The sequence below is a fragment of the Ktedonobacter sp. SOSP1-85 genome, from assembly GCF_016587415.1.
GTDB lineage: Bacteria > Chloroflexota > Ktedonobacteria > Ktedonobacterales > Ktedonobacteraceae > Ktedonobacter.
This window is the reverse complement of record NZ_BNJI01000001.1, coordinates 2,095,408-2,118,193: the sequence shown is the minus strand read 5'-3', so window position 1 is coordinate 2,118,193 and position 22,786 is coordinate 2,095,408. Positions and strand designations below refer to the sequence as shown.

The 22,786-nt window shown below is 57.1% G+C and carries 14 protein-coding genes and 1 pseudogene; 4 read left to right on the top strand and 11 right to left on the bottom strand.

The genetic code is table 11. The features are described from left to right. The first annotated feature begins 49 nt into the window (after positions 1-49). A complete protein-coding gene (locus KTE_RS08915) occupies positions 50-1,009 on the top strand; it encodes a zinc ribbon domain-containing protein (protein WP_201380329.1) in 960 nt (319 codons plus the stop codon). A gap of 88 nt (positions 1,010-1,097) precedes the next feature. Here KTE_RS08915 and KTE_RS08910 read toward each other — a convergent pair whose 3' ends face one another. From KTE_RS08910 to KTE_RS08865, 9 genes and pseudogenes are all read right to left on the bottom strand, one after another. Then, entirely contained in the window at positions 1,098-2,015 is a 918-nt protein-coding gene (locus tag KTE_RS08910; protein WP_201380328.1) for a dihydrodipicolinate synthase family protein, read from the bottom strand. Positions 2,016-2,172: 157 nt separating this feature from the next. Beyond that, a complete protein-coding gene (locus tag KTE_RS08905) occupies positions 2,173-3,099 on the bottom strand; it encodes a DnaJ domain-containing protein (protein ID WP_201380327.1) in 927 nt (308 codons plus the stop codon). Positions 3,100-3,241: 142 nt separating this feature from the next. Further along, positions 3,242-7,770, bottom strand: a pseudogene (gene gltB / locus KTE_RS08900) (glutamate synthase large subunit). A 431-nt stretch (positions 7,771-8,201) separates the two neighbouring features. Then, the gene (locus KTE_RS08890) at positions 8,202-9,323 is read right to left on the bottom strand and encodes a glycosyltransferase family 4 protein (RefSeq protein WP_201380325.1); all 1,122 of its coding nucleotides are present in this window, start codon (positions 9,321-9,323) and stop codon (positions 8,202-8,204) included. A 30-nt stretch (positions 9,324-9,353) separates the two neighbouring features. Beyond that, entirely contained in the window at positions 9,354-10,511 is a 1,158-nt protein-coding gene (locus KTE_RS08885; protein ID WP_201380324.1) for a glycosyltransferase family 1 protein, read from the bottom strand. Further along, positions 10,508-11,677 carry a glycosyltransferase family 1 protein gene (locus KTE_RS08880; RefSeq protein ID WP_201380323.1) on the bottom strand — a complete coding sequence of 390 codons (1,170 nt, stop codon included), beginning with the start codon at positions 11,675-11,677 and terminating at the stop codon, positions 10,508-10,510. Before KTE_RS08880 ends, KTE_RS08885 begins: the two co-directional genes overlap by 4 nt. Positions 11,678-11,688: 11 nt before the next feature. Continuing rightward, positions 11,689-12,039 (bottom strand): histidine triad nucleotide-binding protein, encoded by a 351-nt coding sequence (locus KTE_RS08875; protein WP_201387025.1) that lies wholly within the window; start codon positions 12,037-12,039, stop codon positions 11,689-11,691. A 279-nt stretch (positions 12,040-12,318) separates the two neighbouring features. Further along, positions 12,319-13,707 (bottom strand): hypothetical protein, encoded by a 1,389-nt coding sequence (locus tag KTE_RS08870; RefSeq protein ID WP_201380321.1) that lies wholly within the window; start codon positions 13,705-13,707, stop codon positions 12,319-12,321. Between the two features lie 191 nt (positions 13,708-13,898). Further along, positions 13,899-17,030 (bottom strand): helicase C-terminal domain-containing protein, encoded by a 3,132-nt coding sequence (locus KTE_RS08865; protein ID WP_201380320.1) that lies wholly within the window; start codon positions 17,028-17,030, stop codon positions 13,899-13,901. Between the two features lie 310 nt (positions 17,031-17,340). Here KTE_RS08865 and KTE_RS08860 point away from each other — a divergent pair, with 310 nt between their 5' ends. Together KTE_RS08860 and KTE_RS08855 are read left to right on the top strand one after the other, a co-directional pair. Continuing rightward, a complete protein-coding gene (locus KTE_RS08860) occupies positions 17,341-18,102 on the top strand; it encodes an NUDIX domain-containing protein (protein ID WP_201380319.1) in 762 nt (253 codons plus the stop codon). A gap of 137 nt (positions 18,103-18,239) precedes the next feature. After that, positions 18,240-18,968 (top strand): cysteine hydrolase family protein, encoded by a 729-nt coding sequence (locus KTE_RS08855; protein ID WP_201380318.1) that lies wholly within the window; start codon positions 18,240-18,242, stop codon positions 18,966-18,968. A gap of 49 nt (positions 18,969-19,017) precedes the next feature. Here the strand turns inward: KTE_RS08855 and KTE_RS08850 are convergent, their stop codons facing one another. Next, positions 19,018-19,650, bottom strand: coding sequence for a hypothetical protein (locus KTE_RS08850; protein WP_201380317.1), 633 nt, complete (start codon positions 19,648-19,650; stop codon positions 19,018-19,020). Between the two features lie 61 nt (positions 19,651-19,711). Beyond that, positions 19,712-20,455: an HAD family hydrolase gene (locus KTE_RS08845; RefSeq protein WP_201380316.1), complete on the bottom strand. Its 744-nt coding sequence runs from the start codon at positions 20,453-20,455 to the stop codon at positions 19,712-19,714. A 515-nt stretch (positions 20,456-20,970) separates the two neighbouring features. Here KTE_RS08845 and abc-f point away from each other — a divergent pair. Beyond that, positions 20,971-22,605, top strand: coding sequence for a ribosomal protection-like ABC-F family protein (abc-f, locus tag KTE_RS08840; protein ID WP_201380315.1), 1,635 nt, complete (start codon positions 20,971-20,973; stop codon positions 22,603-22,605). Positions 22,606-22,786: the final 181 nt, after the last annotated feature.

Here is a 22,786-nt window from a genome sequence, read left to right as displayed (position 1 = left end):
AAATGAACACTCTTTCATAAGGGGCTACGCTTTTCGAGAGGATTTATCTATGCGATGTATGAATTGTGGTTTTCCCGTTTCTCCTTCGCGCACGAGTTGCCCGCGTTGTGGCGCCGCCATAAATCAGGGGAACGATGGTAGAGTGCAGGGTGGGCAGGGGCCAGGAACTCCCACGCCAATGGGGAACGGTATGTATCCGCCAGCTGCGGGCGTGCCAGTTGGACAGCCTGTGCCGGGGCAGCAGTGGCAACAGGGACCAGGGGGAGGAGCTGGCGGGGCTAGTTATAACCCGCAAATGCAGCAACTCTTTGCCAACAATGGCCGCCCTGGTCCTCAGCCCTATGCCTCTCCTCCAGGCTTCAATGGCCCGGCTGGTTCGATGGCCTCAACAAATGTTGCTCAGCCACGGGCTCCCCAGCGCTCGTCGCGCCTGCCTTTGACCATCGCTGGTATCAGTGTATTCATCGGCGCGATCATATTGGTACTGGTGTTTGTTTTTGCGTCCGCGTTTTCGCAGACTTCAAATGATAATCACAAGACAACGGTGTTACCAAGCCCGACAAGTGCTCCCCAGCAAGTCGTGAGTGGCACAACCCCGACCCCAGATGCCCAGGCCACGCCAACGGACACGGCCCCAACCCCAACCCCCACTACAGATCCTGGGCAGTATCCCGCTTCTCAATACGTCAGCGACGCCCAGATGGCGCATTCGGTGGATATGCAGACTGCCAAGCCGGTAAATCCAGGGGACACGTTTCAGGCGGGCGATAAAATGTATGTGACCTTTGGACTGCCTGCGGGCAAGGGCGGGGCGGCCTGCTTGCAGTGGTACATTGGCGACCAGCAATTTGCTACCTATCCTATCGCGGTCAAGGCAACCTCTACCAGGACGTACTCCTATGCTATTACAGGTGGCAAGGGGCAAGGTCACGTGGAGATTTACTGGGCCTCCTCGACCGCCTGTAGCGATAAGCAATTGGCACAGAAAGTTAATTATACCGTACAGTAGCTTTATTGTAGCTCCGACGCAGCGAACGAGGCTGGGGACGACGACGCAGTGTCGTTCCCAGCCTCGGGCCATTACGGCTTAATTTTGGCTACACGTGTGCTGCGTCCATGGGCGTAGTTGCCAGGAGACGCGATAGTTGCTCGCGTTCAGGGGTGCTAAGTGATTGCAGGGGCATGCGTGGCCGCCCGCCATAGCCGTTAAGGATCTCGAGGGCCGCTTTCAGGCCTGGGACGCCATAGGTGGTGGTTACTGCCGTATTGGCGGGAATCAGGCGCGCCTGGAGCGCGCGTGCCTCCTCCAGTTGCCCTGCCTCAAAGAGGGCCTGTACCAGGCAGACCTCGTGGGGAAAGATATTGGCCAGCGCCGCAATGGTGCCAGCAGCGCCAATCGCCAGGGAGGGTAGCAGGAAACTGGCACTCCCGGCGAAAACACTGAAGTCCGCAGGGGCCTGGGCGACGATGCTGGCCATTTTGGCGACGTTGCCGCTGCTGTCCTTGAGTCCAATGATATTTGGATGCTCGGCGAGTTGGCAAATAAGACTGACGTCCATGTCGAGGCCGGCAGTGTTGGCGGGCATGTTGTAGAGCAAAATTGGTATGGGGCTGGCGTCGGCAACGGCGCGATAGTGTTTTTGTAGCGCCTGAGAATCCATACGGCTACGAAAATAAAAGGGCGGCAGGACGAGCGCAATGGTGGCGCCGGAGTGTGCCGCGAGCTGGCAATGGGCGATGGTTGTTCGTGTTGCTTGATCGCCACAACCAACTATCAGGGGAAGCGTGTCTGTGCTCTCATCCATCATCTCGCGTGCTGTGGATACGAGTTGAGCACGCTCTTCAGAGGTCACATGGGCTGCTTCTCCATTGCTGCCTAGCAAAACATAGCCCGCGATGCCGCTCTCCTGGAGGGCTCGCATATGCCTCTGCAAGGTGAAGAGGTCCAGGTTCTCCTGGGTGTCGAAAAAGGTGGGTAGCGGGGGATAGACACCGTTCGGTAGTAAGGTCTGCACGGTACGCCTCCTGTGCTGAGGATGAGTGCGCGAAGCCACTCGGGACGATGAATCGAAAAAATAAATGTGTCAAGCAAATACTCTATGACAGTATAAAAGGCATTGTAGCATCCACAAAATTTGGCCTGGCCTGGTCCCTCATTGGTCCTGTTTGGTTTTAGTGAAGAAAACCCAGGGCCATGATGCCTACAACGACGACAAACACTATGATAGCGCTAATCCAGACGAGGCGCTGGGTCTCCAATTTTTTGCGTAGCGTGCTTACACGGTGGTTTTCCGCCGGGCACCACTGTGACTGCCCACAATAGGGACAGAGGGGGAAGAGCTCGTAGGGAGGGCAGCGATCATCCCTGGTGTGATGTGGTTTGCTATAGGCATATGCACCGATCTCGTAGCGAATTTGTTCACTTTCAAAAATAGCCTTGCAGTGGCTACAGCGCAGCAACAGATATTCTTGCCAGTCGCGCGCGTGACATTTTGGGCAGGCCTGGGGCAGCTCTCCTTTGTGACCAGAGTGGTTCCAGTGATGGTGACAGCGGTGACAGTAAAACTCATCATCCGTGGGACGGCGTGGGGCATTGCCACGTAACAGCCCCTGCTCAACCAGGGTCAGGGCCTCGTCTGAAGAGAGGGTATAACTCATCTCTCCCAGATCGACCACCATTGGCTCACCAACCCTGTAGGCGGGGAAGGCATAGTGACGCTGGCGATCTCGCCTGGCACCCGGCGAGACCTCGTGCTTATTGCCACGGGCTGCCCCTCCAGGCGTGTATGCACTTCTGGCCTGTCCTGGGATGGTTGTGGCGCTGTTCCCCCGCTTGCGTTGGGCGTCATAATTCTTGCGTTCTTCCGGATTATTAAGGGCCTGATAAGCCTTCAAGAGCTCGCTCATGCGCTCGTTGGCGTCCGCGCTCTTATTGCGGTCGGGGTGATATTGTAAGGCCAGCTTCTTAAAGGCTTCCTTGATCTCGGCTGGTGTGGCGCTTGGGGCCACACCCAGAACGGCATAATAATCTTTCTCTGGCTTCATATCTTTGTCGTTAATCTCGCTGCATGCTGGTCTGCGCGGTGGCAGGCTAAACATTTATTCCTCTATTGTATAACGGCAGAAGTCCAAAATGGTTGTAAGGAGAAAACTTTCAGCGGATCGTACCGGAGGAAAAGAAAAGAGAGGATGAGCAAATGCTCATCCTCTCGCGGATCAACCAGGGAGAGTAGGAGGTGTGTTATTTGGTGGCGATCCGATTCTGCATCTCTTCGCGCCCGCCCACAAAGTGGGAAGCGTTCTGGTGCGTGTTCTCAGGCTGGACGCGCCAGATGCGTGGCAGGACAAACTCCCACTGCTCCAGCAAGCGCTGCGCGTGGCTGCTATGCGTCTTGCGCGCGTGCCAGTCGATGACGGTGCGCAAAGCATCGCTCTCCTGGGGATCCTGCACGCGTGCGAGTTGCGCGGCTGCCACGTTGCAGCGCGTGGGGAAGGAGCCATCCATATCGAGCACGTAGGCCACGCCTGAGGACATGCCAGCGGCAAAGTTGGGTCCTGTCTCACCCAGGACCACTACCATACCACCAGTCATATATTCACAGGCATGCGCCCCCACGCCCTCGACCACCGCCAGCGCACCGCTATTGCGAACGGCGAAACGCTCGCCCGCGCGACCCGCCGCGAAGAGCTGACCGCCTGTTGCGCCATAGAGCACGGTGTTGCCGAGGATCGTGTTCTTGTGCCCTTCGTAGGCTGCCTCCGCAGGCGGGAGAATCACGATCTGGCCGCCAGTCATGCTCTTGCCAACATAATCGTTGGCCTCGCCATTGAGGATGAGACGCATGCCGGGCATGCAGAACGCGCCAAAGCTCTGGCCCGCGGCCCCGTGGAAGGTACAGGTAATGCTGTTGCGCGTCAGACCCTCGTTGCCATAGCGCCGCGCAATCTCGCCTGCCAGGACGGTGCCTACGGAGCGATCATAGTTGGCGATAGGATGCTGGGTGAGGATGCTGCGCTCGCCATCCAGGGCGCTCTCAACCTCCGTTAAGAGTTCCTGCTCAACGCGAGCTGGCGCGTCGTGCATACGCTTTCCGGCTTCGGAGCGTATGGGGAGCGAAACCAGGAGCGAGGTAAGATCGATGTTGGCATCCGGCGCGCTCTCCAGCAACTCGGTGTGTCCGATCAGGTCTTCGAAGCGCGCGATTCCAAGCTGAGCCATGAACTCACGGACTTCTTCAGCGACCAGGGTCAGGTAGTTGACCAGGAACTGGGGACGCCCGGTAAACTTGGCTTTCAGATCCTCGCGCTGCGTGGCAATGCCCGCTGGACAGGTGTTGAGATGGCACTGACGCGCCATATCGCAGCCCAGAGTGACCAGGGCCGCTGTGCCGAAGCCAAACTCCTCCGCGCCCAGGAGCGCGCCAATAATTACGTCACGGCCAGTCTTGAAGCCACCGTCAACGCGTACTTTGATGCGCTTACGCAGGCCGTTGCGGACGAGCACCTGTTGTGCCTCGCTTAATCCCAGCTCCCAGGGCATGCCCGCGTGTTTGATAGATTGCAGGGGCGAAGCGCCAGTGCCACCATCATTCCCGCTGATGAGCACGTAGTCCGCGTGGCCTTTGGCGACTCCGGCGGCGATGGTGCCCACGCCCAGGCAGGAGACCAACTTGACACCTACTTTGGCTGTTGGATTAACCTGGTGCAGGTCGTAGATGAGCTGTGCGATATCCTCAATGCTATAGATGTCGTGATGGGGTGGCGGCGAGATGAGCGAGACGCCTGGCTCGGTATGGCGCAGGCGCGCGATAAAGGGTGTGACCTTGGCGGGGGGAAGCTGTCCGCCCTCACCTGGCTTAGAACCCTGAGCCATCTTGATCTCGATCTCTTCCGCGCGTACCAGGTACTCGGTGGTGATGCCAAAGCGGGCTGAGGCTACCTGCTTGATCTTGCTGCTGACGGGATAGCCCTCCAGCGTCTCGTGATACCAGGCCGGGTCTTCGCCACCTTCGCCGGTGTTGTTGCGTCCGCCGATGCTATTCATGGCGGCGGCGATGGTGCGATGCGTCTCAGGGCTGAGCGCGCCCACGGACATCGCGGAGACCACGAAGCGTGCACGAATCGACTCCATCGACTCAACCTCTGCCAGAGGGATAGGTTGGCGAGTGGTAAAGCGTAGCTGGTCGCGCAGGTTGGTCGCGGGACGCTGATAGACCATACCGGTGTACTGGCGATAATCCTCTGTCAGGCCGGTCTGAGCCGCTTTCTGGAGCGCGCGAATGATGAGCGGGTTATAGGCATGGTACTCAGCATCGCGACGGAAGCGGAAACGACCCATGTCGGCCAGCTTGCGCTTGCGCACGGCTGGACCCGCCGCCGGGACCTGCTGCTCTTCTTGAATTTTCGCGACCTGCTTGCGTATCTCTGCATTGACCTGGGCGAAGGAGACCTTGCCGTAGCGGGCCGCCGAGCCGGTAAAGCAGCGCTCAACCAGTTCAGGAGCCAGGCCCAGGATCTCAAACTGGCCCGCGCCAATGATATTGCGCAGGGTAGAGATACCCATACGTGCCATGATCTTGCACAGTCCATCCTCAATCACGTGCCGGTAGCGTGCCACGGCCTCCTCGGGCGTGATGTGCTCAAGGCGGCGTTCTCCAGCCAGCGCGCGTACGCTTGCCAGTGCCAGGGTGGGGACGACGGCTTCAGCGCCGTAGCCAAGCAGGACCGCAATCTGGTGTACATCGCAGACTGTGCCGGTCTCGCAGATCAGCGAGACGCGTGCGCGTAGCCCATGTTTGATCAAGGCATGGTGAACCGCGCCAACCGCGATAAGCATGGGGAGAGGGGGCTGCTCCAGGGTTGCGTCCTGGTCACTCAGGACTAAGAGGGTTGCGCCATTCTCAATGGCAGCGAGCGCCTCCTGTTCCAGGCGATCCAGCGCCATCTCGACAGTGTTGTCTGGATGGGTAATATCCAGAGTGGTCTTCAGGGTTGCGGGGCGCAGGTGGCTCTGGGTGGTATCGCGTAGAATGCTCAACTGCTTCTCGTCCAGAATCGGCGAGGTGAGACGGACCAGGCGTGCGTGCTCGGGAGTCTCTGTCAGCAGGCTCTGGCGAGGACCAAGGTAGCTATCCAGGGACATCACAATGCGCTCGCGGAGCGGGTCAATGGGAGGATTGGTAACCTGGGCAAAGCGCTGGCGAAAGTAATCCGAAAAGGTGCGCGAGATGGTAGAGAGCGCGGCAAGCGGGGCATCATCGCCCATGCTCCAGGTTGGCTCTTTATTCTCAGCCAGGATTGGCCTGAGCACCATTTCGACATCTTCATGCGTATAGCCAAAGAGCTGCTGATGCGTGAAGAGCGTCTCGGGATCACTGCCTACCTCGTCTGACGAGGTCGCTTCCAGTTCTGCGAGATGCAGGAGATGATCTTCCAGCCATTGGTGATAGGGCTGGCGTTGCGCCAGGTCGCTCTTGATCTCGGCGTTATGCAGCACTTTATGCGCGACCAGGTCGGCGGCGATGATCTCGCCGGGCCCCAGGCCGCCCTTCTCGGCGATATTCTCTGGATCACATGGGACCACGCCAGCCTCAGAGGCGACGATAAGTAAGCCATCACGAGTCAGAGTATAGCGGGCGGGACGCAGTCCATTGCGGTCCAGCGCGGCGCCCACGATGCGCCCATCACTAAAGACCAGGGCGGCGGGTCCATCCCAGGGTTCCACCAGGCCTGCATGATATTCACACCATGCGCGCTGGGCCTCGTCAAACTCGGTATCCTGCTCCCAGGCGGGAGGCACAAGCATCTGCGCGCTATGTAGCAGGTCACGACCAGAATGTGTCAGAAGCTCAAGCGCGTTATCAAGCTGAGCCGAGTCGCTGCCTGTGGCGGGAATGACGGGTAGAAGGTCAGCGATCTTTTCCTGCCAGAGTGGGGATGCCAGCGTCTTCTCGCGGGCCTGCATCCAGTTCCGGTTGCCCTGAATGGTATTGATCTCACCATTATGCGCGAGCAGGCGGAAGGGCTGGGCCAGCGGCCAGGAGGGCAGGGTGTTGGTGCTATAACGCTGATGAAAGACCGCCAGCGCACTCACATAGTCAGGATCAACCAGGTCCAGGTAGAAGCTCGCAAGCTGGTTGGGGCCAGGAGGCCCTTATAGATGATGGTGTTGCGTGAGAGCGAGGCGATGTAGCAATCCTCAAGCTTTGCCTGTGCAAGACGCTGTTCTATAAGGCGCCGTGCGTGGTAAAGCGCTCGGTCATACGCTTCAAGATCAAGTTGTTCGGGACGAGAGATGATGACCTGGCTGATGGTTGGAGCCGAGGCGCGTGCGCGGGTTCCCAGGATGGCGTAGTTGATGGGAGGCGTGCGCCAGGTAAGCGCCGGTATGCCCACTTCTTGTAAGGTCTGCATAATGATCTGGCGACTGTGCTCATAGGCCTGGGGCGCGCGTTCCTGTTGGGGTAAAAAAAACATGCCTACGGCGAGATCTTGAACAGAGGAAGGAGAGATGTGCTGCCGTTCTAGCTCGGCATAAAAAAGTGGCAGGGGAATTTGCGTCAGGATGCCTGCACCATCGCTTGTCTCGGCGTCAGCATCCTGTGCTCCACGATGGGTAAGGTGTGTAAGTGCTGTTAGAGCTGTTTGCACGAGGGCATGATCGGCCTCGCCGGAAAGCCGGGCGAGAAAACCGGTGCCGCATGCATCATGTTCCCAACGAGGATCATAGAGCGGATAGGTCGTGTGTTGTGCGGTGTGTTCGTGCTGCATGCAGTGTCCTCCCAAATAGATAATCATGGTCTAAGAGGGTACTGGGCACCTGCGTTGGAGCCTGTTTGTAGCGACGATCAAACAGCGAACGTCGTAGTCATTGCTGTGAAGCTGTGCATAGTTCCCTTGTGAGGGGCTGGTCTGGTTTGTAGGCGAAGGTTGAGTGCGCAAGGCTCTGACCTTGCGTATGGGCAGCACCGGAGTATGAGCAACTTAGCCCAGGGGTAAGGCAACATCACCTTATTAGAGCAAGTATAACATAGGGCCAAGAAAGCATACAAGGGTAAGAAAAGCTTTTTCTTGCCTGGTTGGTAGAAAATAAGGAAATTGTGCCTCTGATAGGAGCATAGGGAAGAGGTTATTTGCGTTTAGGAGGGTATGGATGTGCGATGGCCGGGCGTTCGCCACGATCATCGCACATCCATACCCTTCTAGACGGATGTTGCCAGCATCTCCTGGTAGACATCATAGGTCTGTTTCGCGATCTGCTCCTGTGTATAGTTCTCAAGCACGCGCTGGCGACCGCGTTTGGCGAGATCTTTGTAGAGGGCGGGGTCATCCAGGAGCTTGCGCACACAGGCGCTTAGCGCATCGGCGTCACCCTCCTTAAAGACCAGGCCAGCATCACCAAGCACCAGGGGAATTTCGCCTGAGCTAGAGCCAATAACCGGAGTTTCGCAGGCCATGGCCTCAATCAGGACGCGGCCAAACTGTTCCGTCCAGTTGGGGCGGCTCAGCGAGGGGAGGACGTGAACGTCGATCTCCTGCATCACGCGGGGAATTTCATAGCTGGGTAGGCTCCCCTTGAAGGTGACACGCTCGGCAACGCCCAATTCGGCAGCCTGCTTCTCCAGGACTTCGCGCATGGGGCCGACCCCAACAAAGACGACCTGGCAGTAGTCAGGAAGCTTGGGGAGGGCCTCAATCAAGGTAGGCAGGCCTTTGGCCTCGACCAGACGCCCCACATAGCCAAGGAGGAAGGGTTCGCTCGCTTTATGCTCTCGTGGAGGCAGCGTACGCTGGTAGATGCTTGGGTCAATGCCAAACTGGCGAATGACATGCAGGCTGCCCTTGTAGCCCTTACGTCGCAAGACATCGGCGGCATCCTGGTTCCCCGCCAGGGCCGTGGTGGCGTGCTTATAGTTGTAAAGCTCCATCTGGCGGAAAGGGAGAGGATACTCGCGGTAGAGGTTCTGGAAGGCGAAGAAGAGGGGGCGTGCCTTATGCTTGACCGCCAGGCGCATCGCGTGGTAGGTGGCGAAGTTGTATGCTTCCTCGTCGATATGGACGATGTCTGGTCGCACCTCGCGCATGATCTTGCCCAGCTCTGGATAATAGTGCAGGTGGTAGCGACCATTGAAGCGCATGGGCGTCTCGATTATGTGATAGCCGCTGGTGTAGAGCCGCTCAAGGGTTAGCTTACTGCCATCATCATGAAGCCAGTAGGGAGGCGTTACCAGGGTCAGCTCGACGCCTGGGCATTTCGCCAGTTCCTCAAGCTTTTTCTGTGAGGTCCCCACAACGAGGGCCTTTGAGATCATCAGTACACGCATATCTATTTCTCTTTTTTGTTTGCTAGGTAATTATTGTTTAAGGTGGGTGCGTTTGTAGGCCTGCTCGTAGACGTTGAGCGTCTGTGTCGCTGTTGTGTGCCAGCTAAAGGCTTTGGCGCGTTCAAGCGAGCGGGCGCTAAGGTCGGCGTGAAGGGTTTCATCAGTAAGGACGCGATACATGGCATCCACGAACTCATTCAGGTTGTCTGGATCGATCAGGAGCGCGGCATCGCCCACCACCTCGGGCAGCGAGGTGCGATTGGAACATACCACCGGGGCGCCACAGCCCATGGCTTCCAGGGGATCGAGTCCAAAGCCCTCGTAGAGCGAGGGGAAGGCAAAGAGCCTGGCCCCGCTATAGATAGTAGGCTTATCTTCATCTTCGACAAAGCGGCAGATGACCTGCTTCTCGATTCCCAGCTCGCGAGCCACGGGACGTGGATCGGGGAAGAAAGGCCCGCTCTGTTTATCGGGATTACCGGAGATAAAGAGCTGTAAATCGGGATCCCCCAGTCGCTTATAGAGTTGCGCGAAGGCGCGCACCAGTTGCGGAACGTTCTTACGCTGGTCGATTCCCCCCAGGTAGAAGATATAGCGCTCGTTGAGGCCATAGCGCTCCCTGGCCCGAGCCAGCACTTCGGGATCACGAATGGGCTGGAACTGCTCGCCAGCAGCCTGGTAAATGACGTGAATGCGCTCCTCCGGTATTTTGAGTACCTCAATAATGTCTTGCCGGGCATGCTGGGAGATCGTAATCACCTCGGTCGCGTTATGCGCGGCTCTGGCAGCCAGGTTCATATACGCCTGGACCTTCTTGTTGGGCAGGTAGGCCGGGAGACGCAAGGGAATGACGTCATGAATAGTGACAACCGTAGGCACGCGTGGCAGGAGCGGTGGCGCGAAATAGGGGACATGCATCACATCGACCCTGGCTTTGCGCGCCGCGGTCGGAGCCGTCACCTGCTCCCAAAAGATTTTGCGCAGGTTCTCGTTGCGCTGCGCGAAGGCTGGCACGGGTTGCACAACATAGGGATAGGATGAAGTCGTATTGCTGGCTGGCTGAGGCCCGAAAAGGACGTATTCATTCTGACGATCGATGGCGCTGAGCGCATCGAGCAGGTGGAACATATATTGTCCAGTCCCGGATGCGGGATGCTGGTAGAAAAGCGCGTTTATACCTATTTTCATGAAAGGGCGTCCTCGTCTGAGAAATTGGTTTTCCCCTCATAGAGGCGTTGATATACTGAGAGCATTTTACGGGCTGATTGCTCCCAGGTAAACTTTTGGGCCTGCGCATAGCCCTTCTGGCGTAGGTCATTGCGTAACTGTTCGTCACCGCTCAGGCGTGCGATGGCATGTGCAAGCTCATCGATATTATGGGGATCGACGAGGAGCGCGGCATCACCCGCGACCTCGGGAAGGGAGGAGATATTGGAGGTAATAACAGGCGCGCCACAGGCCATGGCCTCAACCGGCGGAATGCCAAAGCCCTCGAAGAACGAGGGAAAGGCGAAGATCTGCGCCATGCTATACAGGTGTACCAGCTCCAGGTCGCTCACACGGCCCAGGAAACGCACGCGCTTCTCTAGTTTGAGTTGCTGCACCAGTTCGCGTGTCTCGTCGTAGAGCCAGCCTTTCCCGCCTGCAATCGCCAGCATCGCGGGGGCCTTCTTTTGCTGGTAGAGCTGATAATACGCCTTGATCAGGCCCAGGTGATTCTTGCGTGGCTCCAGGGTTCCCACGGCCAGCAGAAAGGGGGCTTTCAGGCCAAACTTATTGCGCGTGGACTCAAGCAGCACAGGATCGGTGACGCGCTTAAAGTAGCTGCCAACGCCATTAGGAATCACGGTCAACTTTTCGCGCGGGGCCTGAAAATGTTTAATGAGTGTACGGCTGACCTCGTGCGAGACCGTAGCAATGACATCCGCCTCCTCCAGAGCCTCGGGAACAACTTTTTTTAAGTAGGCAGACAGCGAAGGAGCGGCGTATTCGGGGTGCTCAAGAAAGGCTACATCATGAATGGTGACGACCTTGCGCGTCTTCTTGGGAAGTGGTGGTAGCACAAAGTCTGGGCCATGATAAATATCTGCGGCGCCTGTAAAGAGGGTCGCGGTGAGTGGCACGCGCCAGCGATACCAGAGAATATTGAGATAGCGGTCCGGGATGAGCACGCTGCGTCCACGCACTCGCCCTCCCTCTGGGAATGGTTGCTCCTGCGTTGGGCGCCCACTGGTCAAAAGTGTATACGCGTTGGTGGTGTCCTGATCAAGCATCGCGTCCACCAGGCGACGGACGTAGGTGCCAATGCCTGCCCCTTGCCTGATGGCCGCGGTATAGTCAATTGCAATACGCATGAACAATTCCTTTATCTTGGAGGAAAGGGTGGCCAACCCATTGGCTTGCCGCCAAGCAGGTGGAAATGCAGGTGAAGTACGGATTGTCCTGCATGAGGGCCTACATTGGTGACGAAGCGGTAGCCATCCTCCAACTTGCGCTCGTGGGCGATCTGTTTAGCGACGGTAAAGATCTGGGCCAGGACCGGACCATCGTCTGGCTGAATGTCGCTCATAGAGGCGATATGACGCGTGGGAATGACCAGGAGATGTACGGGGGCCTGGGGATGAATATCTTCAAAGGCGACGACATGATCATCCTGGTAGACAATTTTGCTCGGTATCTCGCCCGTGACAATTTTACAGAAGAGGCAATTCTCCATCAAACTTATCAACCTTTCAACGTGGCACGACGCTGCTGAATACCCTCAAGGGCACAACGCACGCATCTACATAGTGGCACAACGCTGCTAACCCCCATTCGGGGGCAAGCGCACGCGTCTACATATAAAGGACCATTAGACAGTACTATTCTCTATGAGTATACGCGCTATAGGCTACCCGTGGCACGCTTGTAGCAAGCGAGAGGGGGTTGCCTGCTGGCTTCCCCCTCTCGGGACCGCGTTCGCGGTAGTCGCGCACAGAATAACTCTGGCTGTTTGCTAGTTTGTCGTCTGTTCGTGGGCCTCTGTTGGGACAGGGGCTTCCGCCGAGGCGGCTGGCTTTTCCTCCTCGGAGGGAGTGGAAGCTGATGTGGTGCCCTCAGGTTGTTGGGTTGCGCCTGTCTTTTGTTGCCCATTAGCTGGCTGATGGTGACTCGCGTTAAAGTCGCCATGCAGTGAGGGATCGTTATACTGCGGCAGGTTCATCTCCAGGCGAATGGCTTTAATGGCCTGGTATACGACGCCTGGCTTGACCGAGAGCTTCTCCGCAAGAATTTTATGGACGCCAACGGGGGGAATGGGGAGTAGCGGCAGGTAGGCCTCTTTGATGCGCTCCAGCTCTTCATTGCTCCCTTTATAGGTCTGTACCTCCCACCAGCTCGGCATATGTTGACGGTCGCGCAGGTCCTTTATAATTTTCTTGACCGCTTTTTTGGGGATACCTACCTCGGTGGCGATCTGGGTGCGGATACCATCATATTCCGAGGGTTTCGCGAGCTCTAGATAGCGCTGCTCAACCTTCTCCACTTGTTCGGTCGAAGGCTCAAAGGGCTGAGGCGGCGGAATCTTTTCGCGTTTGGGCTTAGTGATTGCTGCTGCGGGGCGTCCAGGCTTGCCTCTGAGAGGGCGATTGGGCATGGGACGACCCTGTCCTGGTCGCTCGGGTCGGGGACCACGTCCCGCGCCATTGTCATAGGGAGGACGTGGGCGCTGGCCATAGGGGCCTGGCTGGCTCTGATCGCCGCCCTGGCGATAGCCGCCTGGACCACGATTATACCCGCCTTCGCGCGGACCGCCGCCTTGATACCCTTCGCGATAACCGCCTGGGCCACGATTATACCCGCCTTCGCGGTAGCCACCGGGGCCACGGCTATATCCACCCTCGCGCGGACCACCTTCACGATAGCCTCCCGGTCCACGCTGGCCACCTTCATGATAACCTCCTGGTCCGCGCTGGCCATATCCACGCTCGCCGTGATGTGCCTCGCCTGGCCCGTGCTCTTGCGGACGCGCTCCAGGAGCAGATGGGGGCGATGGTGGTGCGTTAAAGCCATTTGGCTGTTGTGTATGTTGTGTCTCGCGTGGTCCAGAGGGTAGCTGTGGTTTGGGGCGTGCTGGCTGGTCGGGCTCTGCGACCTTAATATCATCCAGGGCATCAAACCAATGACTGGTACCACTTTGCTCAGGCTTAGCTTTCGGTTTGGGTGGTGGTGTCTGACGTGTTGTGCCTGGGCCAACAGGCCTGTTAGCTGGTGCGGGCGGCGCATTTTTCGCCGCTAATTTTTCTTTCCTAGCCTTCTGCGTGCAATCGGGGCAAGTTACTTCTTTAGCATTTGCCGACTGAAACCACTTGCCGCAGGTGATGCATCGCATCTTAATTTTGCTCATGCGCGAACTCCCCTGTACCATCAGAATAAAACAACGTGTCGCGTGTCGGAATGCACTTTCTATTGTAGTTGTTCGCGCAGGCTTTGTCTACCGTTGGTATTTTAGGGGCGTTTGAGCTTATGACGATGCATATCTATCAATTGATAAGCTTTATTGCATGTCAGAAAGAGAAGGCACCAGGGAGGGGCACTCTATCCCACTGGCGCCTTCTCTTTAAAGAAGCCCTGGACGTCACGCAGGTTGGATGAGCGCTGCGCGGGTGGCAGCGCGTTGAGCACGAGTTTGCCATAGCCCTTGGTATGCAGGCGCGTATCGAGGATGGCCATGACGCCAGTGTCGCTACGCGTGCGTAGCAGGCGGCCAATACCCTGCTTGAGGCGCAGGACGGCCTGTGGCAAGACATAGGTCCCAAACCAGTTCTCGCCTCGGGCTTTCATCTGAGCGACGCGGGCCTCGTGGACCGGGTCGTCGGGTGGATCAAAGGGGAGCTTGTCGATGACGACAAGGGAGAGGGCGTCGCCCGCGATGTCCACGCCCTCCCAGAAGCTTTTCAGGCCGAAGAGGACCGAGCCTTTCTCCTCGCGGAAGCGCCGCGTGAGTTCCATGCGCGTCATCTCGCCCTGTTTGAGGCAGGGGAGATTGAGGTTTAGCAGGTGCTCTTCCATTATTTCATAGGCGAAATCGAGCATGCGCTTGCTGGAGAAGAGCAGGAAGGCACGCCCCTGCGAAAGTCTGACCAGGGAATACATCTCGCGCGCGATGGCGAGCTGGTAGTCTCCCAGGCCATCACCAAAGGTGGGCGCGGGCAGGTGGCGCGGCAGGTAGAGCAAGGAATTGCTCTCGTAGTCAAAGGCCAGGGGCAGGATGTTCTCCTGGACCTCAGGACGCTCCTCCGGTTCCAGGCCAACGCGGCGACGGAAATAGTGGAAGTTTGCCGCGCGTTCCTCGGGACTGGAGGCCGTCGGATTGACGGTCGCCAGGGTTGCCGAGGTGCAGATAACGTTGCACTTATTGAAGAGGCGCTCCTTGAGCCAGCTGGTAACGTCCAGGGGCGAGGCCGAGGCCTGGAGGAGCGCGCCTCCACGTCCCCCCTCTACGCGGTCAACGTAGTAGACAAATTTGTCGGTCTCCGCAACCGAGAAGACGGTGCGCACGTTCTCGGAGAGGTTTTGAACCCGCTTGAGCAGCTTGTCATAGAGTTGCCCCTCTTTCTCTGGCAGGTCCTTGGGGCGCTGTTTGCGCAGAGAGTCCGCCAGGTCTGAGAGGGCGGAAGCCAGGCGCAGGCCCTCTTCCAGTGGTTGCTCTAAGTTCATACGCCCTTTATAGCCGGGATCGGCGACCTGTTCCAGGCTCACCCACATATTCTGCGCGGCGCGGAAGGCATCATCTTGCAGGCTGACCTGGCTATGATCCTTGAGCATGCGTTGGGCCAGCAGGGTCTGTACCTGGCCCGGGCTGATGGTAATCGTAAAGGAGCGCGTGGCCTCCTCTTCAAGATGGTGGGCCTCGTCCAGGATGATCACGTCGCGCTCAGGCAGCAAGAAGCCGCCCATGGCTGCGTCCAGCAGCAGGAGCGTATGATTGACGACGATGACCTGTGCTCGCTCGGCGCGCTCGCGCATCTGGCGCACATAGCAGTCAGAGAAATAGGTACACTTACTCCAGGCGCACTGGTCACTATCCGTGGCGATGCGACCCCGGACGTCGCCTGCTAGCTGAAAGTCCAGCGTCTCGAAGTCGCCAGTAAAGGTCGACTCGGGATCATTGACCGTGTCGACCAGGCGCTGAAACTCCTTGTTTTTGGTATAAAACTGCATGCCGACGCGCTCGGTCTCCATGCGGTCGATGCAGAGATAATTATTGACACCCTTGACCAGGGCGGCTTCAAAGGGCTGAATGTGCTTCTGTACAAAGGGAATATCTTTGTAGAAGAGCTGCTCTTGCAGGGCCTTATTGGCCGTGCTGATGATGGCGACCTTGCCAGAGCGTACGACGGGAACCAGGTAGGCCAGAGACTTACCCGTACCGGTGCCGGCCTCGATGATTGCGGGAATGTTCTGTGTGAGGGCGCGCGCCACGGTGCGCGCCATCTCGATCTGGGCCGGGCGCTCTTCATAGCCTGGCAGGCGTCGCGAAAGCACGCCGCCCTGGCAGAGATCGGCCGTAATCTGGCGATAGAGCCTGGCGGTTTCCGAACTCTCGCCTTCGTCCTCGGCAGGCTGCCTGGGTTCGGGCGTACTGGCCATGGTCGTAAGCGGCAGCGAGTGGGGAATCGCGGCTGGCCTGGCCGCCTCGGCAGTTGCCTCGGCCTCGCTCTGCTTGCGCCGCGTGATGCGTAACGTTGCGGGGGCTGGCTCCTGTGCCTCGCTCTGCTTGTTGACTGATTGGTGCATTGGCGGGTTCGCCAGCAGCGGTGTCCGAGCGGGCTCTTCAGGTATGGGTTCCGGGGCCACTGGTGTCGGTGGTGGTGTCGTCAAGATGGATCTGGCGGGGGCCAGGGGCGTGGCCTCCTGGATCGGCTGGTGCATCAGGGCGCGAATATAGTTATCAGCCAATGATTGAATGCGGCCAAAGCGCTCCCGGGGTTTACGCTCAAGCGCGCGTACCAGGACATGCTCGATATAAGGTGTAATCTTAGGATTTAGCGTGCTGGGCATAGGGAAAGCGGTTTCTTCCTGCTGGCGTAGGAGTTCATCGCGTTCAGTTGCCTCATAGGGACGGCGCCCGCAGAGCCATTCGTAGAGCATAACCGCCAGGGCGTACTGGTCGCTGGCATCGTCGGGCGTACCTCGCAAGTGTTCGGGTGCCATGTAGAGGAGTGCCCCTGGCTCAGGCGTAAAGGGAGCATCGGGCGTAGGAAGCTGAAGCGCGAAATCGGTCAGGAGAATCTCGCTATTCTCGCTCATCAGCAGGATCTCGGGATACAGATTGCCGTGAATGACGTGATGGGTATGGGCGTAGCTCAGAGCCGAGGCGCTCCGCGAGATCGCCAAGCGTACTTCATCGGGAGCGTATTGTTTCCCTGGCGCAAACCGCTCGCGAATGCTCTGCCCCGCCTGGTAGTTCATGACCAGGTAGGGGTGCTTGCCATCCAGGCCCGCGTCCACGGTTCTGATAATATTGCGGTTGATCAGCTTTTTTAGCTGTTTGGCGCGTGCGAGAAAGGCTTCTTGCGCCTGTGTGTCGCTGAGAGGAGCATGGAACTTCTTGATGAGGAGCGTTTTTTTGCGCTGCTGACTCAGGTAGGTGGTGCTGGTTGGGCCGGTATGAAGTGTGGTGGTGATGGGATAAGAGCCGATTTGTTGCAGCTCGACTTCGGACATGATCTCCTCGCTTCCCCCGAAATATGAACATCTGTTTGGTGCGCATGTGCAGTATAGCACAGCGAGGGACGAGGAACAATGTCGTTACCTCCTGGTTGGGCTTGTCCTCCGGCGTAGGTGAAAACTATGCCTACTTGACAGGTGCTCATATTTACAGTACTATTAGTGTATATTCTACACTAATGGATCATATGCTGACTTGCTGCCTGTTCGAAGGGAGCGCTCATTGGTGTAGAGGGTGTAACAGGAGATTGAGTGTCGAGTTTGTATAACAGTATTATACACCAGAAGACCGTAAGAAGTGAGACAGATGGAAGAGCAAAGTACAGCAAGTAATGGGCTGCAAGAAAGCGGGCATGATGAGCCTCAGGGGCGGGAGGTAGTGGCAACGAGCGAGGCCGAGGCGCATAAATATGATGCCAGCAAGTATGAGCGTCCATCGGTCACCGTGGACGTTGTCATGATGAGCCTACGGCAGAAGGATCTGCAAGTACTGCTTGTCAAGCGGCGATCATGGCCGTACGAGGGCATGTGGGCTATTCCTGGTGGCTTCGTCAATATCGACGAATCTCTGGAGGATGCGGCCAAACGTGAGTTACAAGAAGAGACGCAGGTAGAGAATGTCTACCTGGAGCAGCTCTATACCTTTGGCGAGCCTGGGCGCGATCCACGTACGCGGGTCATCACCGTCGTATACTTTGCCCTGCTGGATTCGGAGCGCCTCCAGGTCAAGGCCGCGAGTGATGCGGTAGATGTCGACTGGTTTCCGGTGTATGACCTACCGCCGCTGGCCTTTGACCATCAGCAGATTTTGGAGTACACGCTTAACCGCCTGCGTGGCAAGCTCGAATACACCACAATTGCCTTTAACCTCTTGTCAGAGCAGTTTACGCTGCGTGAACTGCAACGCGTCTACGAGATCATTCTGCATAAAAAGCTGGACAAGCGGAACTTTCGTAAGAAAATCCTCTCAACTGGTATTCTGGAAGACACGGGCGCGAAAAAGATGGAGGGCACACACCGGCCTGCCCGCCTGTACCGCTTTAACCCGGCGGCCGAGCACGAGCTATAAGTTCTATTGATGGTGTTGTGCTTGTGGGTAGCCGCAGGCTACCCACAAGCACAACACCATCAATAGACAGGCGCGAGAGGTCAGCTTAGAACGAGCACATAGCGTTACGTAAAAATGCATAGGAGGCATAGACGAGCATGGCTCAATCCACTCTTCCCGAGAACTTTATTGAACAGGCAACTCCCTTCCTGCAGGAACTTGTCAACTGGGAGCGCGAGCTGCCCTCGCTTGCCTGGGGTGATTTTGTGACCGAGGCGCAAAAAGGCCGGCTGGCCCTCTTTAGCGTGGATATGATCAATGGTTTCTGCCACGAGGGGGCACTGGCCAGTCCACGCGTTAAGGCCATCATTCCAGCGGTCTCCGCGGCCATCAAGGGGGCCTTTGGCATTGGCGTGCGCAACTTTGTGCTGGCCCAGGACTGCCATCCGGAGGATGCCCCAGAGTTCGCGAATTTTCCTCCACACTGCCAGGTAGGTACTACCGAGGCCGAGACCATTCCTGAGCTGCTGGAGCTTCCCGCCGCCGACCTCTACACGGTCATCCACAAAAACTCGCTCAATGCCTTCCACAACACCGAACTGGGGGCCTGGCTAAGCGAGCATCCCGATTTGAGCGTGGCCGTAATCGTTGGCGATTGTACCGATCTCTGTATTCACCAGATGGCCCTGCACCTGAAGCTGCACGCCAATGCTCAGAATCGCTCCCTGCGCGTGATTGTTCCCGAAAATGCCGTGCAGACTTATGATATGTCCGTAGAGACTGCGCAACAGGTTGGCGCTCTCCCGCATAATGGCGATTTTATGCACCTGCTCTTCCTCTATCATATGCGGCTCAACGGCGTTGAGGTCGTGCGCGAGATCAAATAGCCTTTCCTCGGTATGCTGAAAGCCAGGCGTGGAGAGCAATCTTATGGTGCTACTCTTGCGTGGCTTCCAGGCGCGCTGTACAATATGCCACCTGCGATGGGGTCCAGCCAATATAGTCGATGCGCGTCCCCAGGGGGGTATCAAGTAGCGTGCCCTCGACCGTGATGGGTGTGTCGCTGGCGCGATCCCAGAGCACTGGTAGGCCCGCGCTTATCTCTTGCTGACTCTTCGTCACTGGCAGGGGATAGAGGCGGTGAATATAGGCGTCAAAGGGATGGCTGGGGACATGCAGGACCTCGCGTCGCCAGATAAGCTGGCGCTTCTCCATTATTTCCTGGCTCTCGTCGTCCTGTTCTCCCATACTTTTTCCCTGTATGGCGTAGACAAACTGGTGCGCCTCCTGGGGGCTGAGCGTGACGCGCTCGACATAGTGGTTACCCATGTTCAGGACCGCAAGCGCCTGCGAGCTATGATGGAGCAGGCGGCGGAGCCATGGCGCGGGATTGACCAGGTGCGCGCCCCATTCCTGGGTGACAATCGTGGCGCCGCGCCACTGGTGCCGGCTATGAAAGACCTGGAAGAAGGCCTGTTTGGCTTTAAAGTCACACTGGCACTCTTCCCAGGATGGATATCCGCGTCGTTGTACCTCGCGCCTCACATAGCCTACGAGCGTGGTCGCCATAGCGGTGGCCCCAGCGCAAGACCGGTAAGAAGCAGGTTGCTGCGTTTAGTGGCGAAATTGATCATGAGTGGGGAACCTCCAAGTGATCGAGCAGTTCAAAGAGGGAAGTGACTACGAGACAATCAACCTGATGCGAATGGAGTTTGTGGTGGCGGTCCAGCAGGACCGGCGTGATGCCTACCGAGCGGGCGCCCAGGATATCCTGGACATAGGTGTCGCCGATATGCACTGAGAACTCTGGAATGGAGTTGGCGCGTGCCAGGGCCTCTTCATAGAGCATGGGCGAAGGCTTGGCGTGCCTGGTGGTCGCGGAGATGAGGACGCAATCAAAGTACTGCGAGAGCCGCAGTGTGTGGAGGATGGTGTTAAGGGCTGATCCCCAGTCCGAGATGATGCCCAGGGTATATTTATGGGCTTGCAGTGCCTCCAGTACAGGCAAAACATCGTTATAGAGCTGCCAGTTGCTGGGCTTGTCAAACTCTCGCGTGATGGTATGCGCAAGCTGGTAGAGCCGCTTCTCGTCATGCTCTTCGACGAAGGGGCGCAGCAAATTCATATAGTACCCGGTCCAGAAGTCGATAATACCCTGCTCACTGGCCCAGATATGGCGATTGAGGCGTTGGTGATGGTGGAAGTAACCCTCGGCCTGTTGCATCCGCTCTTTGACATCATCGATATGGATATGTAGATCGAGACTATGCCCCACATGGTGACAGATTTCGGGCGTCGAGAGGGTGGGCTGAAGGAGTGTGAAGCCCGCGTCGAAGAATACAGTACGAATAGCTTGTGGCTGCTCAATAAGCATGATAAGACCTTTACTTTCCAGGCGGCAATCATCGTGGTTGTGTGCAGTCTAGCACGCGCTAAAAGGCCGTGTCAATAAGTGCCAGTATGCTTCAAGCAACATGTGAGCGCCGCAGGCGCGAAGGAATAATAGCTTGACCATGCGCTGGCGTGTATGTTACGATATATGTATGAGCTATCCAATGTCGGACCTGGTGGACTACACCCAGGTCTCATCTCCTCCAGGTAAATATCAATCGCATGATATTGCCGCATAAGCCTGGCGCTTCTGCTTATGCGGCGGAATCGTAGCGTGGATAAAAGGGTATGCCCGTTGCCATTGTGCAACGGCTAAGCATAGCCTAGATATTCCTCTGTGTGCTGCTTTTCCTCCCCCTTGTTTTTCTCTTCATAAGCTCACTGTGTGCGCTCCCTTCTCTGCATAGGTAGTTTTCTGCCTGCCAGGTTACCCTCTGTTTTTACCCATCACGGCATTTTTTCTGCCCTGTTTTTCTGTTCAGAAGGAGACACCTACCTATGTTGCTAGTCAATTTTTCCCAGGTGCGCAAAGACTATGGTGGCAATCCCGTCTTTCGCGATATTGATCTTGAAATTGTAGAGAGAGAGCGTATCGGCCTCGTCGGTGAGAATGGCAGTGGCAAGTCAACCCTCTTTAAACTGCTCTGTGGCCGTGAAGATCCAACGTCCGGCACGATCTCTCGCAAGCGCAATTTGACCATCAGTTATCTCCAGCAGGAGATCGACGAGGCTCAGCTAGAGCAGAGCGTCTTTGACGTAGTCGCGACCAGCAGCCCTGAGTTACAGACTTTATCCACGAAGATGAAGCGCCTGGAGGCACAGATGTCCAGTGTGGAGACTATGGATGATCCTGAGCGGATGGAGCGCATTCTCGCTGACTATAGCGTCACGCAGGAGCGCTACGATGCGTTGGGCGGCTATACCATTGAGCATCGCGTCGAAGGAGTTCTCTGTGGCCTGGGCTTTCCTCTCTCCGAGCATAAACTGCCGGTGAAATCCTTCAGTGGGGGCGAGAAGAAGCTTATCAACTTGGCGCGCATTCTCTTGCAGATGCCAGATCTGCTCTTGCTCGACGAGCCAGATAATCATCTCGATCTGCACGCCAAGGCCTGGCTGGAGCAGTATATTCGTGACTACCCCGGTACCGTGCTGATCATCTCACATGATCGTCACCTGCTTGATCGCTCGGTGAATAAGATCTATGAGCTAGAGGATGGCGAGATCTCGGTCTTTGCAGGTAACTACAGTGCTTATGTCGCCGAGCGTGAGCGGCAGCTCCAGCGCTTGCAAGAGCAGTATACCGTGGAGCAGAAGGAGATTCGCCGCCTCAAGCACAGCATGCACCGACTCAAAGAGTGGGCGAAGATGAATCCCAAGTTCGCTGGCCGTGCCGAGTATATGGCCAAACGCGTCGAGAAGCTGAAACAAGAGGCGGTCGATAAACCTATCTTTGAGCGCGACCGGATCAAGGTCGATCTCAATGGCGAGCGGAGTGGCAAACGCGTGCTGGAGGTCAAGCAGCTTAGCAAGGAGATCGGTGGGCACCTGCTCGTCAAGCCTTTTGACTTTACCGTTCTCTATGGCGAGCGCATCGGCATCGTGGGCCACAATGGCGCGGGCAAGACAACGCTGCTCAAGACGATGATGGACCTGCTACCTGCGACAACGGGAACGGTGAAAATCGGTGCCAGCGTCGTCACCGGCTACTACTCACAGGAGCAGGAGACACTACCCTTTGAGAGCACACCCCTGGACTTCGTGCGCCGTCTGAAAAAGCTCACCGAGGGCCAGGCCATCGCCTTCTTGAGTCGCTTCCTTCTCTCGGTGGAGGAGGTGCGAACACCTATTGGTAACCTGAGCGGGGGGCAGAAGAGTCGCTTGCAGATTGCGCGCCTGATGTTACAAGAGTCCAACTTCCTACTCCTCGATGAGCCAACCAATAACCTGGATATTGCCTCAACCGAGGTCCTGGAGGAGGCGCTGCTCGATTTTGAAGGCACGGTTCTGATGGTATCGCACGACCGCTACTTTCTTGATAACATCGCCACTAAGATTCTGGAGATCGGCCTGGATGGGCAGGTGCGGGTCTATCCCGGTAACTACTCATACTATGCCGAAAAGCGTGCCGGCTAGTCATATAGCTGAGATAAGGTACAACACCACCTGTTTCCCATATGGCATAATATGGGAAACAGGTGGTGTCCCTTTCTTTCACACAAAGAAATACCTTGGAATTTGATGTGTGGTGTGGTGCGGCAGGATGCCAGAGGCATCCTGCCGCACCACACCACACATCAAATTCCGCGAAGCACCG